19 protein-coding genes are annotated in these 16,006 nt (G+C 55.5%); 3 read left to right on the plus strand and 16 right to left on the minus strand.

The window, feature by feature from the left end:
* The 9 genes from ACWKXX_RS15420 to fkpA all read right to left on the minus strand — a co-directional run.
* Nucleotides 1-559: GTP-binding protein (locus ACWKXX_RS15420; RefSeq protein WP_252906317.1), on the minus strand; the 559-nt coding region annotated here is incomplete at its 3' end.
* Nucleotides 560-628: 69 nt separating this feature from the next.
* A complete protein-coding gene (fusA, locus tag ACWKXX_RS15425) occupies nucleotides 629-2,743 on the minus strand; it encodes an elongation factor G (RefSeq protein ID WP_006812195.1) in 2,115 nt (704 codons plus the stop codon).
* A gap of 96 nt (nucleotides 2,744-2,839) precedes the next feature.
* Entirely contained in the window at nucleotides 2,840-3,310 is a 471-nt protein-coding gene (gene rpsG, locus ACWKXX_RS15430; RefSeq protein ID WP_003861706.1) for a 30S ribosomal protein S7, read from the minus strand.
* 96 nt (nucleotides 3,311-3,406) lie between these two features.
* Complete coding sequence (gene rpsL, locus ACWKXX_RS15435) at nucleotides 3,407-3,781, minus strand: 30S ribosomal protein S12 (RefSeq protein ID WP_000246815.1); 375 nt, start codon at nucleotides 3,779-3,781, stop codon at nucleotides 3,407-3,409.
* A gap of 124 nt (nucleotides 3,782-3,905) precedes the next feature.
* Nucleotides 3,906-4,193, minus strand: coding sequence for a sulfurtransferase complex subunit TusB (gene tusB, locus ACWKXX_RS15440; RefSeq protein WP_015571409.1), 288 nt, complete (start codon nucleotides 4,191-4,193; stop codon nucleotides 3,906-3,908).
* Nucleotides 4,194-4,200: 7 nt separating this feature from the next.
* Nucleotides 4,201-4,560, minus strand: a complete 360-nt coding sequence (tusC, locus tag ACWKXX_RS15445; RefSeq protein ID WP_032649699.1) for a sulfurtransferase complex subunit TusC — start codon at nucleotides 4,558-4,560, stop codon at nucleotides 4,201-4,203.
* Nucleotides 4,560-4,946 carry a sulfurtransferase complex subunit TusD gene (tusD, locus tag ACWKXX_RS15450; protein ID WP_015571410.1) on the minus strand — a complete coding sequence of 129 codons (387 nt, stop codon included), beginning with the start codon at nucleotides 4,944-4,946 and terminating at the stop codon, nucleotides 4,560-4,562. Before tusD ends, tusC begins: the two co-directional genes overlap by 1 nt.
* Complete coding sequence (locus ACWKXX_RS15455; protein WP_003861697.1) at nucleotides 4,946-5,668, minus strand: helix-turn-helix transcriptional regulator; 723 nt, start codon at nucleotides 5,666-5,668, stop codon at nucleotides 4,946-4,948. The genes tusD and ACWKXX_RS15455 overlap by 1 nt, the downstream gene beginning before the upstream one ends.
* A gap of 167 nt (nucleotides 5,669-5,835) precedes the next feature.
* Nucleotides 5,836-6,654, minus strand: a complete 819-nt coding sequence (gene fkpA, locus ACWKXX_RS15460) for an FKBP-type peptidyl-prolyl cis-trans isomerase (RefSeq protein ID WP_003861695.1) — start codon at nucleotides 6,652-6,654, stop codon at nucleotides 5,836-5,838.
* A gap of 238 nt (nucleotides 6,655-6,892) precedes the next feature.
* Between fkpA and ACWKXX_RS15465 the strand changes: the two genes are divergently transcribed.
* A complete protein-coding gene (locus ACWKXX_RS15465) occupies nucleotides 6,893-7,111 on the plus strand; it encodes a protein SlyX (RefSeq protein ID WP_003861693.1) in 219 nt (72 codons plus the stop codon).
* Nucleotides 7,112-7,162: 51 nt separating this feature from the next.
* On the opposite strand, the gene slyD is transcribed toward ACWKXX_RS15465, so the two are convergent.
* From slyD to kefG, 4 genes are all read right to left on the minus strand, one after another.
* Entirely contained in the window at nucleotides 7,163-7,753 is a 591-nt protein-coding gene (slyD, locus tag ACWKXX_RS15470) for a peptidylprolyl isomerase (protein ID WP_003861691.1), read from the minus strand.
* Between the two features lie 94 nt (nucleotides 7,754-7,847).
* Entirely contained in the window at nucleotides 7,848-8,048 is a 201-nt protein-coding gene (locus ACWKXX_RS15475; RefSeq protein ID WP_003861689.1) for a YheV family putative zinc ribbon protein, read from the minus strand.
* A gap of 13 nt (nucleotides 8,049-8,061) precedes the next feature.
* A complete protein-coding gene (kefB, locus tag ACWKXX_RS15480) occupies nucleotides 8,062-9,867 on the minus strand; it encodes a glutathione-regulated potassium-efflux system protein KefB (protein WP_032103994.1) in 1,806 nt (601 codons plus the stop codon).
* The gene (gene kefG, locus ACWKXX_RS15485; protein WP_003861686.1) at nucleotides 9,867-10,418 is read right to left on the minus strand and encodes a glutathione-regulated potassium-efflux system ancillary protein KefG; all 552 of its coding nucleotides are present in this window, start codon (nucleotides 10,416-10,418) and stop codon (nucleotides 9,867-9,869) included. The genes kefB and kefG overlap by 1 nt, the downstream gene beginning before the upstream one ends.
* 132 nt (nucleotides 10,419-10,550) lie before the next feature.
* Between kefG and ACWKXX_RS15490 the strand changes: the two genes are divergently transcribed.
* On the plus strand, nucleotides 10,551-12,455 hold the full coding sequence (locus ACWKXX_RS15490; protein WP_261665956.1) for an ABC transporter ATP-binding protein: 1,905 nt from the start codon (nucleotides 10,551-10,553) through the stop codon (nucleotides 12,453-12,455).
* 15 nt (nucleotides 12,456-12,470) lie between these two features.
* Complete coding sequence (locus tag ACWKXX_RS15495; RefSeq protein WP_017384171.1) at nucleotides 12,471-13,403, plus strand: LysR substrate-binding domain-containing protein; 933 nt, start codon at nucleotides 12,471-12,473, stop codon at nucleotides 13,401-13,403.
* Nucleotides 13,404-13,487: 84 nt separating this feature from the next.
* On the opposite strand, the gene mdcH is transcribed toward ACWKXX_RS15495, so the two are convergent.
* From mdcH to ACWKXX_RS15510, 3 genes are read right to left on the minus strand one after another with little or no spacing between them, the layout of a single operon-like run.
* Nucleotides 13,488-14,384: a malonate decarboxylase subunit epsilon gene (gene mdcH / locus ACWKXX_RS15500; protein ID WP_261665955.1), complete on the minus strand. Its 897-nt coding sequence runs from the start codon at nucleotides 14,382-14,384 to the stop codon at nucleotides 13,488-13,490.
* Nucleotides 14,384-15,001, minus strand: a complete 618-nt coding sequence (locus tag ACWKXX_RS15505) for a malonate decarboxylase holo-ACP synthase (RefSeq protein WP_040118173.1) — start codon at nucleotides 14,999-15,001, stop codon at nucleotides 14,384-14,386. The genes mdcH and ACWKXX_RS15505 overlap by 1 nt, the downstream gene beginning before the upstream one ends.
* Nucleotides 15,002-15,003: 2 nt before the next feature.
* Nucleotides 15,004-15,963: an AEC family transporter gene (locus tag ACWKXX_RS15510; RefSeq protein ID WP_047726234.1), complete on the minus strand. Its 960-nt coding sequence runs from the start codon at nucleotides 15,961-15,963 to the stop codon at nucleotides 15,004-15,006.
* Nucleotides 15,964-16,006: the final 43 nt, after the last annotated feature.

The raw sequence follows: 16,006 nt of genomic DNA on the forward strand, positions 1-16,006 counted from the left end.
CTTCCCACTCTGCTTCGCCTTCCAGCGCTTTCAGCGCGGAACCACGAACGATTGGAGTGTCGTCGCCTGGGAAATCGTACTGAGACAGCAGTTCACGAACTTCCATCTCTACCAGTTCCAGCAGCTCTTCGTCATCAACCATGTCACATTTGTTCAGGAACACGATGATGAAAGGAACGCCTACCTGACGACCCAGCAGGATGTGCTCACGAGTCTGAGGCATAGGGCCGTCAGTCGCAGCAACAACCAGGATCGCGCCGTCCATCTGCGCAGCACCGGTGATCATGTTTTTAACATAGTCGGCGTGGCCTGGGCAGTCTACGTGTGCGTAGTGGCGAGTCGGGGTGTCATACTCAACGTGAGAGGTGTTGATGGTGATACCACGAGCTTTTTCTTCTGGTGCGTTATCGATCTGGTCGAAAGCACGAGCAGCACCGCCGTAGGTTTTAGCCAGTACAGTGGTGATTGCAGCAGTCAGGGTAGTTTTACCATGGTCAACGTGGCCGATAGTACCAACGTTGACGTGCGGTTTTGTACGTTCAAATTTTTCTTTAGACACGGCTATATTCCTTACTATAGTGCTCTCCCCTTCGGAGAGAGCACGGGACTTAGGTTTTAATCCTGTGGATTACTTACCACGGGCTTCGATAACGGCCTGAGCAACGTTGTTCGGCGCATCATCATACTTCAGGAATTCCATAGTGTATGATGCACGACCTTTGGTCAGAGAACGCAGCTGAGTTGCATATCCGAACATTTCAGACAGCGGAACTTCAGCGTGGATCTTAACGCCAGTTACTTCGGATTCCTGACCACGCAGCATACCGCGACGACGGCTCAAGTCACCGATAACGTCACCGGTGTTCTCTTCAGGAGTTTCTACTTCAACCTTCATGATCGGCTCAAGCAGAACTGGTTTTGCTTTCTTAAAGCCTTCTTTAAAGGCAATAGACGCAGCCAGTTTAAACGCCAGTTCAGAGGAGTCAACGTCGTGGTAAGAACCGAAGTGCAGACGAACACCCATGTCTACAACCGGGTAACCAGCCAGAGGACCAGCTTTCAGCTGCTCCTGGATGCCTTTATCAACGGCAGGGATGTATTCGCCAGGAATTACACCACCTTTGATGTCGTTGATGAACTCGTAACCTTTAGGGTTAGAGCCCGGCTCCAGTGGGTACATGTCGATCACAACGTGACCGTACTGACCGCGACCACCAGACTGCTTAGCGTGTTTACCTTCAACATCGGTAACTTTCGCGCGAATCGCTTCGCGGTAAGCAACCTGAGGTTTACCCACGTTCGCTTCAACGTTGAATTCACGCTTCATACGGTCAACGATGATGTCCAGGTGCAGTTCACCCATACCAGCGATGATGGTCTGGTTAGATTCTTCATCAGTCCATACGCGGAATGATGGGTCTTCTTTCGCCAGACGGCCCAGAGCCAGACCCATTTTTTCCTGGTCAGCTTTGGTTTTTGGTTCAACTGCGATGGAGATTACCGGCTCAGGGAATTCCATACGCTCCAGAATGATCGGGTGATCCGGGTCACACAGGGTGTCACCAGTGGTCACGTCTTTCAGACCGATAGCAGCAGCGATGTCGCCCGCACGAACTTCTTTGATCTCTTCACGTTTGTTAGCGTGCATCTGTACGATACGGCCAAAACGTTCACGCGCCGCTTTCACGGAGTTCAGGATGGTGTCACCGGAGTTAACCACACCAGAGTAAACGCGGAAGAAGGTCAGGTTACCCACGAATGGGTCGGTAGCAATTTTGAACGCCAGTGCAGAGAACGGCTCGTCATCACTTGCGTGACGCTCAGCCGGAGTATCTTTACCGTCGTCCAGGATGCCGTTGATCGCAGGAACGTCAACCGGGGATGGCAGGTAGTCAACTACCGCATCCAGCATCGCCTGAACACCTTTGTTCTTGAACGCAGAACCACAGGTTACCAGGATGATTTCGTTGTTCAGAACGCGCTGACGCAGAGCAGATTTGATCTCTTGCTCAGACAGTTCTTCACCACCCAGGTATTTCTCCATCAGCTCTTCAGAAGCTTCTGCTGCGGATTCGATCAGGTTCTGGTGCCATTCGTCAGCCAGGTCCTGCATCTCTGCCGGGATATCTTCGTATTCGAAGGTAACGCCCGCATCTGCTTCGTTCCAGTTGATGGCTTTCATTTTCACCAGGTCGATAACGCCGGTGAAACCTTCTTCAGCACCAATTGCCAGCTGAAGCGGAACAGGGTTCGCGCCCAGACGGGTTTTGATCTGGCCAACAACTTTCAGGAAGTTAGCACCCATACGGTCCATTTTGTTAACGAACGCGATGCGTGGAACTTTATATTTGTTTGCCTGACGCCATACGGTTTCAGACTGTGGCTGAACACCACCAACTGCGCAATAAACCATTACCGCGCCGTCAAGAACACGCATGGAACGTTCTACTTCGATGGTGAAGTCAACGTGCCCTGGGGTGTCGATGATGTTTACGCGATGCGGTTCGTACTGCTTAGCCATACCTGACCAGAATGCAGTAGTCGCTGCGGAGGTGATAGTAATACCACGCTCCTGCTCCTGTTCCATCCAGTCCATGGTGGCTGCGCCGTCATGAACTTCACCGATTTTATGGTTTACACCGGTGTAGAACAGAATACGTTCGGTAGTAGTGGTTTTACCGGCGTCGATGTGCGCACTGATACCGATGTTACGGTAGCGTGCGATGGGTGTTGTACGAGCCATTTGATTCCTCGTTTATATCTTTAGGCGTTCAGTTAAGTTACCCAGAGCGGGCGGCTTCTCTGAAGCGCCCGCCTGGTGACTACGACTCCGAAGGGATTACCAACGGTAGTGTGCGAACGCCTTGTTGGCTTCTGCCATACGGTGAACGTCTTCACGTTTCTTAACTGCGGTACCTTTGTTTTCCGCAGCATCAGAAAGTTCGTTCGCCAGACGCAGAGCCATGGATTTATCACCGCGTTTACGAGCAGCTTCAACGATCCAACGCATTGCCAGAGCATTACGACGAACCGGACGAACTTCAACTGGAACCTGATAAGTAGAACCACCAACGCGGCGAGACTTAACTTCTACAGTCGGGCGCACGTTGTCGAGAGCGACTTCGAAGGCTTCCAGTTCATTTTTACCAGAACGCTGAGCCAGGGTCTCCAGCGCGCTGTATACGATTGCTTCTGCGGTAGATTTTTTACCATCTACCATCAGGATATTTACAAATTTTGCCAGCAGTTCTGATCCGAATTTCGGATCTGGAAGAATTTTACGCTGACCAATGACGCGACGACGTGGCATGGGATTACTCCGTTGTTAATTCAGGATTGTCCAAAACTCTACGAGTTTAGTTTGACATTAAGATAAATCAGTTTGGCCTTACTTAACGGAGAACCATTAAGCCTTAGGACGCTTCACGCCGTACTTGGAGCGAGCCTGCTTACGGTCTTTAACACCTGAGCAGTCCAGCGCACCACGAACGGTGTGGTAACGAACACCCGGAAGGTCTTTAACACGACCGCCACGGATCAGGATCACGGAGTGCTCCTGAAGGTTGTGACCTTCACCACCGATGTAGGAAGTCACTTCGAAACCGTTAGTCAAACGCACACGGCATACTTTACGCAGTGCGGAGTTTGGTTTTTTAGGAGTGGTGGTATATACACGAGTACATACGCCACGTTTCTGCGGGCAGGCTTCCAGCGCAGGCACGTTGCTTTTTGCAACTTTGCGTGCACGTGGTTTGCGTACCAGCTGGTTAACTGTTGCCATTAAATAGCTCCTGGTTTTAGCTTTTGCTTCGTAAACACGTAATAAAACGACCTCATACAATATGAGGACGCGAAATTTTAGGGCTACGTCGAAAAGGTGTCAAGAAATATACAGCGATCTCAAATCACCAGTTCATTTGACTGGCGTGCGTCACAGTAAGATTGACGAAATCAGTATAGCCAACCACGTCAATTTTGGCTGAAATTTGACCAGAAAGACCCCGCGCATCCAGATCCTCTTTCAGCGCAGAGACTGTTATGGGGGCATTCGCGAGGATTTCAACAAAACGGCTGCCTTCAAGCGCCGCAAGCACGCCATCCTGAATCAGCAGCAGATCATCACCTTCGCGCAGCATGCTCAGTAACGTGTCGATATCGCATTGCCACGGTGAACGGCTCAGGGTATGGAGCATGACAGCCTCAGAAAGTCAGAACGGTATTGTAGTGAGAGAGTTGTTCGCGCAGCGCAGCAGATGTCAGGATCGTCACGTCCAGCACGAACGGTGTTTTCTCGTTTAACCCACGCGCGGCCAGCGAGTCGGCGCACACATAGAAGGTTTCAATGTCATAGAGCGGCAGAACTTTAAAGGTCGCAATGTAGTCGCGCGCAAGAATGGCCTGCGGTTGTTGGCCTGCCAGAAGCTGGAATACGCCATCGCCTAAAAAGAAGACGCCGATATCTTCGGTTAAAGCCGATGTCGCGAGCAATGCATCCAGCCCTTCCCGGCCTGAAGCGCTGCCATGCGGCGCAGAAGTAAAAACAAACGCTACGCGCTTCATCAAAATTGCACCACTCTGTCGCAGGTCAACGCCGCCTGTGCCAGGGCACCCAGTCCGCTGAGCGAAAAGCCCGGTTGCAGGTTAGCCCCCGCCAGACCAAGGCGTTCGGCTTCGGTCACATCCGTCACGCCGCGACGCAGTGCCGCCGCGACGCAGATATGCAGGTCAACGCCCTGCGTTTCGTTTAATTTTTGCCAGGCGCGCACGAGGTCAAACTCATCGCTCGCCGGAGACGTAAACTGGTTCGCGTTATATACGCCTTCGCGATAAAAGAAGACGCTTGCCAGTTCATGACCGGCATCAAGCAGCGCATGGGCAAACTGTAGCGCGCTGCTGGCCTGCTGGGTACCGTACGCCGGGCCCGTCACCATTAACGCAAAACGCATTACTTGTCTTGTCCCAGGAAGTCGCCGCTTTTGAACTGGCGAATATAGAGGTAAACCGTGTGTTTGGAGATATTCAGGCGATCGGCCACCTGGTTGATGGCATCTTTGATATCAAAAATCCCTTTCTCATAGAGGTTCAGGACGATCTGACGATTCTTGGCGTTGTTGGATACGTTGCGATCGGCATTCACCTCTTCAATGGTGAACTCCAGCGTCTGGGTCACGAGATCCTCAACCGAAGAAGCAAAGTTCACCGATGAGCCCACGTCCGGCGTTTCTGGCGGGATGAAGGTGCTCATGATTTGCGAGAATGGCACATCAAGGTTCATGTTGATGCACAGCAAACCGATTACCCGGTGTTCGCGATTTCGAATCGCGATCGTTTCTGATTTCATCAGCACGCCACTTTTGGCGCGGGTGAAATAGCATTTTGAGACGCTGCTGTCCGCGCCGGTCATGTCATGCAACATACGCAATGCAAGGTCGGTGATTGGCGAACCAATTTTACGGCCAGTGTGCTCACCATTCGCAATGCGGATAGCGGAACACTTAAGATCTTGCAGGGAATGCAATACGATTTCGCAGTGGGAACCAATGAGCATCGCTAACCCGTCCACTACCGCTTCGTAGGATTTCAGAATATCGAAGTCGGTCTGGTCAAATGGACGTTGATCCAGCAAATCAAGTTCACTGGTTTCGTTGGTTAAAAGCGACCTGGACATGAAAAAAACACTCCTTTTCAGGAGCCTGTCGTTAGGTTTTCAGGGCAGGCTCATTATCTACACGGACAACTAAATTAATACAGCGTGTATAACGCTTTCCAGTGTTAATTATATCTGCCCCACAATAAAAAAACCGCCGCCTGTAAAGGCGGCGGTTTTTTTCAGGATTACTTCTTAGCTGCTGCGGCTTTGTCGTCAGCCGGTGCGTCTGTTTTCGCATCCGCTTTCGGCGCCGGTTTGATGTCCAGCAGTTCTACATCAAATACCAGCGTGGAGTTAGCCGGGATACCCGGAACGCCGGTTTTGCCGTAAGCCAGATCCGGTGGGATGACCAGCTTGATTTTACCGCCTTTCTTGATGTTCTTCAGGCCTTCGGTCCAGCCCGGGATCACACCATCCAGACGGAAGGAGAGAGGCTCACCGCGGGTATAAGAGTTATCGAACTCTTTACCGTCGATCAGCGTACCTTTGTAGTTCACCACAACGGTGTCGCTGTCTTTAGGCGCGTCGCCGGTACCTTCTTTCTCAACTTTATAGATCAGGCCAGTAGAAGAGGTTTTAACGCCTTTCTCTTTAGCGAACTTGTCGCGGTAGGCTTTGCCTTTCGCTTCGTTATCTTTAGCGTCTGCTTCCATCTTGGTCTGAGCGGCGCCTTTCACGCGCGCTTCGAACGCTTGCAGAGTCTGCTCGATTTCCTGGTCAGACAGTTTGCTCTTGTCTGCGAACGCATCCTGAACCCCTGCGATCAGCTGGTTTTTGTCCAGTTTGATGCCCAGTTTCTCTTGTTCTTTCAGAGAGTTTTCCATGTAACGACCCAGAGACGCGCCAAGTGCGTAGGCGGATTTCTGGTCGTCATTTTTGAATGCCGCTTTGCTGTCTGTAGTCGCAGCAGGCTTCGCAGCAGTATCAGCAGCGAAAGACAGCGGCGCATTGAGCGCTACAGCCATAGTGGTCGCCAGCAGCGTAACTTTAAACAGTGATTTCATCCATATCTCCAGGACCTGAGGTCTCTCACCCCAGTGTTAAACGTAAATGAGTGACGTACTATAAAACGTTGCGGAAGAAATCTACAGACAGACTCCCCCGAATGTCGCTTCTTTTCAGACTATTTTTGTTTAAATAAGTTTCTTGTCAGGGAGATGGATACTGTACTTAAGGAAAAAGTCAGCTAAACTTCGCCGCCGCTGGTCCATTATGGCGAATGAGAGATAAACGAGGTGAATGATGAAGGATACAACGATCGAAGCGAGACTGGCTGAGCTGGAAAGCCGCCTGGCTTTTCAGGACATCACCATCGAAGAACTGAACCAGACCGTGACGGCCCATGAGCTTGAAATGGCAAAACTGCGCGATCACATGCGCCTGCTGACGGAAAAGCTGAAGGCCACGCAGCCGTCAAACATTGCCTCTCAGTCAGAAGAGACACCACCACCTCATTATTGAGGCGTAAAAAAAGCGGGATTATCCCGCTTTTTTATTTTCCGGAGTACGGAATCAGTGGCAACCGCAGCCGCCGTTACCGCAACCACCTTTACCGTGGCCGTGGTCATGACCATGGTCGTGGCCGTGACCACCGCAGCAGCCGTCATGGCCGTGATCGTGGTCATGGTCGTGACCGTGCGCACCGTGAACGTGGCCATGAGCCAGCTCTTCTTCGGTCGCTTCACGGATCGCAACAACTTCTACGTTGAACTTCAGGTTCTGACCCGCCAGCATGTGGTTGCCGTCAACCACAACGTGGTCGTCTTCAACTTCAGTGATTTCAACCGGAACCGGACCCTGGTCAGTTTCCGCCAGGAAGCGCATGCCAACCTGCAACTCGTCAACGCCCATGAATACGTCTTTAGGAACGCGCTGAACCAGGTTGTCATCATACTGACCGTAAGCGTCGTTCGCGCCTACAGCAACGTCGAATTTGTCGCCAACTTCATGGCCTTCCAGCGCCGTTTCCAGGCCGGAAATCAGGGAACCGTGACCATGCAGGTAGTCCAGCGGCGCACTCACCGGAGACTCATCAACCAACACACCGTCTTCTGTACGTACCTGATAGGCCAGGCTGACCACCAGGTCTTTTGCTACTTTCATGATATCTCCTGAGCGTGGGAAAATTGCTGGCGCAGATTGTAGCGGAAATCTGCACCCGTGTACCCTTAAGCTTAAAAAAACTCAGAGCATATCGCTAGTCTGGATGAAAAATGCCGATCACTTGCTCTTCTTTGCGAACGTGATCGCGGGCTTCTTTATCGGCCTCACGCATCTGGTGACCGCACTTAACACATTCAACGATATCGATATTATTTTCACGCCACATGGCCAGCGTATCTTGCGCCTGGCAGGATGGGCATTTTGCGCCCGCGATAAAGCGTTTACGTACAGCCATCTTTCGTTACCCTTTATTCAAATTCATCCCAGCCGTCGAGCTGGCGTCGTTCCTGTTGCATCTCACGCTGGAAGATCTCCTCCAGTTCGCGACGCGCTTCCCGCACGCGGGAGATCTGCGCCGTGTCGCTGTGCACGGGCATCAGTTCACGCAGCATTCGCATATCCAGCCGGCGGAAATGCATCTGGGCGCGTTGCGCCTGGTGAGGATGCATACCCAGCGAAACCAGCGCCTTGCGTCCCAGCTCCAGCGCGCTGGAGAAGGTTTCGCGGGAGAAGTGTTTCACACCCGCCTGCAAAAGTTCGTGAGCCTCCACACGTCCACGCGCACGCGCCAGAATATGCAGATGCGGGAAATGCTGCTGGCACAGCTCCACCAGCTTCATCGTGTCTTCCGGATCGTTGCAGGTGATGACGATGGACTCCGCAGCCTCTGCCCCCGCCGAGCGCAACAGCTCAAGCTGCGTCGCATCGCCGTAGTACACCTTATAACCATATTTGCGCATCAGGTTGACGGCGCTGATATCACGCTCCAGCACCGTAATGCGCATTTTATTCGCCATCAACAGGCGACCAATCACCTGTCCGAAGCGACCAAAGCCCACGACGATCACCTGCGGTTTATCATCTTCCACCCACGGCGCTTCGTCTTCATCGTCTGCGGGATTCAGGCGGCGCGACAGCAGTTTGTCCACCAGCTTCATCAGCAGCGGGGTGGTCATCATCGACAGCGTAACCGTCACCAGCAGCAGCGCCATCTGGTCATCTTTGAACAGCTTCTGAGACGACGCCGTGGAAAACAGCACAAACGCAAATTCTCCACCCTGGCTTAACACGCTGGAAAACTGCATTCTTTCCGAGCTGCGCAGCCCGTAAATCCTCGCGAGGAGATACAGCACCAGCGTTTTGACCGCCACCAGCACGGCGACACTCGCAATAACCCACAGCAGATGGGTATAGAGCACGCCAAGATTAAGCGCCATACCCACCGAGATAAAGAACAGCCCTAACAGCAGCCCCTTAAACGGATCGATGGCGGTCTCCAGCTCGTGGCGGTACTCACTTTCCGCAAGCAGCACCCCGGCGATAAACGTCCCAAGCGCCATCGACAGCCCCAGCGCATCCATAAACAGCGCTGAGCCAAGCACCAGCAGCAGCGTTGCGGCGGTGAATACCTCGCGCACGCCGGATGCGGCAATAAACCGGAATACCGGACGCAGTAAAAACCGTCCGCCGATCAGCATCCCCGCGAAGGCCAGCACCTTCATGGAGATCTTCATCCAGTCGAAATGATCGTCTCCGGAGCCCGCCAGCAGCGGCACCAGCGCCAGCGCCGGGATCACCGCTAAATCCTGGAACAGCAGCACCGAAAAACCCAGCTGCCCCGCCTCGTTGCGGTTCATCCCTTTGTCGCGCATCAGCTGAAGCGCCATCGCCGTCGACGACATCGCAAGACCGATCCCGCCAATCACCGCGGCCTGCCAGGAAAACTGCGTCAACATCAGCAGTCCCGCGAGAATGGCCGCGCTGAGTAACACCTGCGCCGCCCCGACGCCAAAAATAGATTGCCGCAGTTGCCACAGCTTGGCGGGGTTCAGCTCCAGCCCGATGATAAACATCAGGAAGACCACGCCCAGCTCGGAGAAGTGGAGAATTTCATCCACATCGCTGATAAACCCAAGCCCCCAGGGGCCAATGGCGATCCCCGCCAGCAAATAGCCCAGCACCGCGCCAATGCCGAGACGCGCGGCAAGCGGGACCGCGACGACGGCGGCAAACAAAAACAGCACCCCGGCAAGGAGTAAATTCGAACCGTCCATTAGCGTCCTCCCGCCGGAATCGGTGACGCCAGCCATTCGCCATAGGCCCTGGCATGGCTCGCCAGTGCTTTCGGATCCTGCCGCCGTGCCCAGTAGATAATAATCGGGCTCATCCAGTGCATACGGCACATCGCCGCCGTCAGCTCAAACGGCCGCAGAATGTCGCTCATGGGGTAACGGTTCAGCCCGTCGTGACGGTAAGCGCTTTCCGGCTCACCGGTGGTAATGACACTCCGCCAGTACTTTCCCGCCAGCTGGTTGCCCCCCACCCCGCTGGAGAAGCCCCGGCTCAGCACGCGGTCCAGCCACTCTTTGAGCAGCGCCGGACAGCTGTAGGTATAAAGCGGATGCTGGAACACAATCACGTCGTGCTGACGCAGCAGTTCCTGCTCGTAAGGAATATCGATAAAAAAATCAGGATAGTGCGCGTAGAGATCGTGCACCGTTACATTACTGAGCTGTGTGGCCGGCTTAAGCAGCACCCGGTTCGCCACCGAGTCCTGTGATTCCGGATGGGCATACAGCAGCAGCACTTTCGCTGTCTGAGACATCACTCCCCTCCCGGTTCTGTTTTTGTGTATTGTTGTCGTTTTGGGCTACCATGGCGGCCCGGTGGGGAAAATGGCCCACACCTTACATTATCATAATGACAAATTAACATAGTCGGAACATACGGCGCTTCTATGATTGTTTTCTCCTCGTTACAAATTCGTCGCGGCGTGCGCGTCCTGCTGGATAACGCGACTGCTACCATCAACCCGGGCCAGAAAGTGGGGCTGGTCGGCAAAAACGGCTGCGGTAAATCCACCCTGCTGGCGCTGCTGAAAAACGAGATAAGCGCGGATGGCGGTAACTTTACCTTCCCGGGCAACTGGCAGCTCGCCTGGGTGAACCAGGAGACGCCCGCACTGAGCGAACCCGCGCTCGACTATGTTATCGACGGCGATCGTGAATACCGCAAGCTCGAAGCGGAGCTCAACGCCGCCAACGAACGTAACGACGGCCACGCCATCGCCACCGTCCACGGCAAGCTGGACGCCATCGATGCCTGGACCATTCGCTCCCGCGCCTCCAGCCTGCTGCACGGTCTGGGTTTCAGCAACGAACAGCTTGAACGCCCGGTGAGCGATTTCTCGGGCGGCTGGCGCATGCGCCTTAACCTGGCCCAGGCGCTGATCTGCCGCTCCGACCTTTTGCTGCTCGATGAACCAACCAACCACCTCGATCTTGATGCGGTTATTTGGCTGGAGAAGTGGCTCAAGAGCTATCAGGGCACTCTGATTCTGATCTCTCACGACCGCGACTTCCTCGATCCGGTAGTGGATAAAATCATTCATATCGAACAGCAAAGCATGTTCGAATACACCGGCAACTACAGCTCTTTCGAGCGCCAGCGCGCGACGCGCCTTGCCCAGCAGCAGGCGATGTATGAAAGCCAGCAGCAGCGCGTGGCGCACCTGCAAAGCTTTGTGGATCGCTTCAAGGCCAAGGCGTCAAAAGCCAAGCAGGCGCAGAGCCGCATCAAGATGCTGGAACGCATGGAGATGATCGCCCCGGCGCACGTGGATAACCCGTTCCACTTCAGCTTCCGCGAGCCGGAGAGCCTGCCGAACCCGCTGCTGAAAATGGAAAAAGTGAGCGCGGGCTATGGCGATCGCATTATCCTCGACTCTATCAAGCTCAACCTGGTGCCAGGTTCACGCATTGGTCTGCTGGGACGTAACGGCGCCGGTAAATCGACGCTGATCAAACTGCTGGCGGGCGAGCTTAACCCGGTCAGCGGCGACATCGGGCTGGCGAAGGGCATCAAGCTAGGCTACTTCGCCCAGCATCAGCTGGAATTTTTACGCGCGGATGAATCGCCGATCCAGCACCTGGCGCGCCTGGCGCCGCAGGAGATGGAGCAGAAACTGCGCGACTACCTCGGCGGCTTTGGCTTCCAGGGCGATAAGGTGACGGAAAATACAGCGCGTTTCTCCGGCGGTGAAAAAGCCCGTCTGGTGCTGGCGCTGATCGTCTGGCAGCGTCCAAACCTGCTGCTGCTTGATGAACCGACCAACCACCTCGATCTCGACATGCGCCAGGCGCTGACCGAAGCGCTGATAGAGTTCGAAGGGGCGCTGGTTGTCGTATCGCACGACCGCCACCTGATCCGCTCCACCACCGACGATCTCTGCCTGGTGCACGGCGGCAAAGTGGAGCCGTTCGACGGCGATCTGGAAGATTATCAGCAGTGGCTGACGGACGTGCAGAAGCAGGAAAACCAGCCGGAAGAGTCAGCGAAAGACAACGCCAACAGCGCCCAGGCGCGTAAAGATCAGAAGCGCCGTGAAGCGGAACTGCGCACCCAGACGCAGCCGCTGCGTAAAGAGATTGCCCGTCTTGAAAAAGAGATGGAAAAGCTCAACGCCACGCTTGCTGCCGTCGAAGAGAAGCTGGGCGACAGCGAACTGTACGATCAGAGCCGCAAAGCGGAGCTGACGGACTGTCTGCAAACTCAGGCGAAAACCAAATCCAGCCTCGAAGAGTGCGAAATGGCGTGGCTGGACGCGCAGGAACAGCTGGAAGCGATGCTGCAAGCCGACTAACACGCCGGGAGGGTTATGGGCTTCGATACCACGAGCGAGATTACATTCCGTAAGCTCAGCATCTTCATGACGTTCATGGAGAAGGGCAATATCGCACGTACCGCCGAAACGCTCGGCCTGAGCGGTGTCAGCGTGCACCGCGCGCTGCATACCCTCGAAGAGAACGTCCGCTGCCCGCTCTTTGCTCACAAAGGGCGTAACCTGATTGCCCTCCCCTCCGCGTGGACGCTGCTGGAGTATTGTCAGGAGGTGATGCAGGTGATGGAGCGCGGGCTGGAAGAGTCGCGCAAGATCGCCGGTATCGGCCAGGGACGGTTGCGCGTCGGCACGCTCTACTCGCTGACGCTGGAAACCGTGCCGCGCCTGATAATGGGCATGAAGCTGCGCCGTCCGGATCTGGAGATGGATCTGACGATGGGCTCGAACGAAACCCTGCTCCATATGCTGGATGAGGGATCGCTGGATGCGATTTTAATCTCTATTTCCGAAAGCGATATCGACCGTAACAGCCTCGAAGTGCTTCCTCTGTTCCATGACGATATTTTCCTTGCCGCACCGGCCTCTGCCACGCTGAATACCAGCGGCCCCGCCGATCTGCGTGACTATAAAGATCAGAAGTTTGTCGCCCTCGCGGAAGGGTTCGCCACTTACGCCGGGTTTCAGGAAGCGTTTCATATCGCCGGTTTCGAGCCGGAGATTGTGACGCGCGTAAACGATATCTTCTCGATGCTGAGTCTGGTGCAGGCGGGGGTCGGGTTTACGCTGATGCCGGGCAGGATGAAGAAAGTGTATGAAAATTCGGTACAGCTACTGAAGCTGGCGCAGCCGTACCAGATGCAGCAGCTGATTGCGATCGTCTTTGCCCGCAACCGCGAGCAGGATCCGAGCCTGCGGGCATTGGCCGCGGAAGGGCGGATGTATGCGAGAAGTTTGCAGGATAGTGCCTGATGTTATTGCCCGGTGGCGCTACGCTTACCGGGCCTACAATCCGGGAGTAGGCCCGGTAAGGCGCAGCCGCCACCGGGCAAAAAATTACGCACGAAGCCGTCCCGCCAGATGCACCGCCACGTCCACCCCGCTGCGCTCCAGCGAAATGGATTCCCCTTCCCACGCCGCCTGCCGCGTCAGACAGGTCAGGATGCCCCCTGGCGGCATCTCAATCGCCAGCCGCGCTTCGCGCTCGTTAGCGGAAATCACCGCCTCCTGCCAGCGCACGGTTCGCGCCATATTCATCGCTAAATCATCAGCGATCCTCTCCGGCTGCCAGAGCACGCGCCCGGTGCTGCCGCTCAGGTACGCGCAACGCGGACGTGAAAGCGTGACCGATTCAAACGCTGCGGCCAGCTTCTGCGCCGGTTCCGCCAGCAGCGCGCAGTGTGACGGTACGCTCACCGCCAGCCGCTTAGCCTTGCTTGCGCCTTTTGCCAGCGCGCGCTCCGCCACCTGCGCCATGCCGTCATCGGTTCCGGCAATCACGATCTGCGTTTCGGCGTTCAGATTAGCAATATAGGTTCCTGTCCCCTGAATCAGGTTTTCCACCTGCGGCAGGGTCAATCCCATAATCGCCGTCAGGCCGTAGCCGTGGGGATACGCCTGCTCCATCAGATCGCCACGCAGCGCCACCAGCTTCAGCGCGTCCGTAAAGTCCAGCGCACCGGCGATAACCGCCGCAGGATAAGCGCCAATGGACAGCCCGCTGACGATATCCGGCGACACGCCGCGACGTTCCAGCTCGCGCGCCCACGCCACGCCTGCAATCAACAGCGAAAGCTGAACCGCACGGGTGTGGATTAACGAGGATGCGCTGTCCAGGGTATCAACTTCCGCCCCCAGCACAGCACGGGCCTGCTCCAGCTCCGTTCCCGGCAGGTTTTGCAGCATACCTTCATGCTGCGTGCCCTGCCCCGGAAAGGTAAACAGTATTTTCATTACTCCTCCCTGTGCCATGGATCCGCCACCAGGCGTGGTCCACATTGCGTTTTTAGCAGCGTTTTGCCGTCGCGCAACCATTCCGCCAGCGCGAATCCGCCCTCGGGCGTGTCCACCTGCGTATCCGCCCGACACAACGCACGGCTGAGCTGAGCCTGCCAGCCAGTAAACGCCTCAGGGGAAACGGCACGCGGGGCGCGGATCAGCAGATCGAGATCGCTGTCGGCATGGATCACCGGAATGCCGGTCGCCAGCGCGTAACCCGTACTGCCGGTTATCCCCCACGTCCACGGCCACGACTGCTGCGCAAGCTGAAGCGCCACCTGAACCGGCGGCTGAGTGATAAACGGCGAACGCAGCAGGTCGGCGGCAACGCTCAAATCTTCGGGCGACACCACGCGCAACACGTTCTCAGGCTTCACCCATCCGGCCGCCCGCTGGTCGCGGCGCAATCCGCGCACGCCAACGGGAATACGGCCTTCATTATCAACATCACGCCGCACCACTACCGGTAGCCCGGTATGCCAGGCCGCGTCCACCCAGGATTCGGTAATCCCTTCCAGGGCGTCGCGCGCGGTAAGCCAGATGAGGTCATGTGGGCGTAATGTTGTGGTCATGATTACATTCCTGAAGTCAGCGAGATAAACAGCGGCAGCGACAGGATACACAGTACGGAGCTTAACAGCAGCACGGCTTCAGCATCCGGCGACTGCACGCCAAAGCGGTTACCAAATACCACGCCGAAGAAGCCCGCAGACAGCGCAATCATCAGGATGGCGGTGATCGCCACGGAGCCGTGCAGACCGAAGATTAAAACGATACCCCAGGCGATCGCTGGCTGGATCAGCAGCTTGGCGAGAGTGGAAGTGATCACCATGGTGTTGATCTGAAGTTTACGCGCGGAGAGGATCACCCCGGTCAGGAACAGCGCCGCAGCGGTCGCAGACAGTCCCAGCGGTTTAATCGCCGCCAGCACCAGCTCCGGCATTTTGATGCCGATAGCGGACAGGATCACACCCAGCAGCGGGCCCATCACGATCGGTTTTTTAATGGAGCGCCACATCAGCACCGGCAGCATGGAAAGCGTTGAACCCGAGTTATTGCCTTCGGCGCGCGCTTTCTCACGCTCCAGAATCAGCAGGCAGAACGGGGTCATCAGCACCGAACCACAGGCGATGGAGACCGCAACGGACAGTGAAGTTGAAGAGCCTTCGCCCAGCACGCTGCCCAGAATCGGCAGGCCAAGCGCCGCGTAGTTTGGCAGGGCGACGGTAAGCGTCAGCACGGCCGCATCCTGCGGGGATTTTTTAAACACTTTTGTCGCGAGGAAGTAGATGACCGCATAGGTGATCCACATCGCCAGGGTGAGCACCAGGATCAGCGGCGACTGCGCTACGATGCCGGTCCACGGGGTTTGCACGGTGGCGCTGAACAGTGCGGCCGGGAGTGCAAAATCCATCACGAAGATATTCAGCAGGGAAACATTTTTGTTATCGACCATCTTTGCCTTACCGGCCCAGAATCCCAGCAGCATGATGACGAAAATCGGTGCAAGAGCATGAACAATTACGTAAGTCATAAATCACCTGTAGTAAAAAAGTTTAAGCACTGGCGCGATGTTT

Source organism: Enterobacter sp. UPMP2061, from assembly GCF_053709615.1.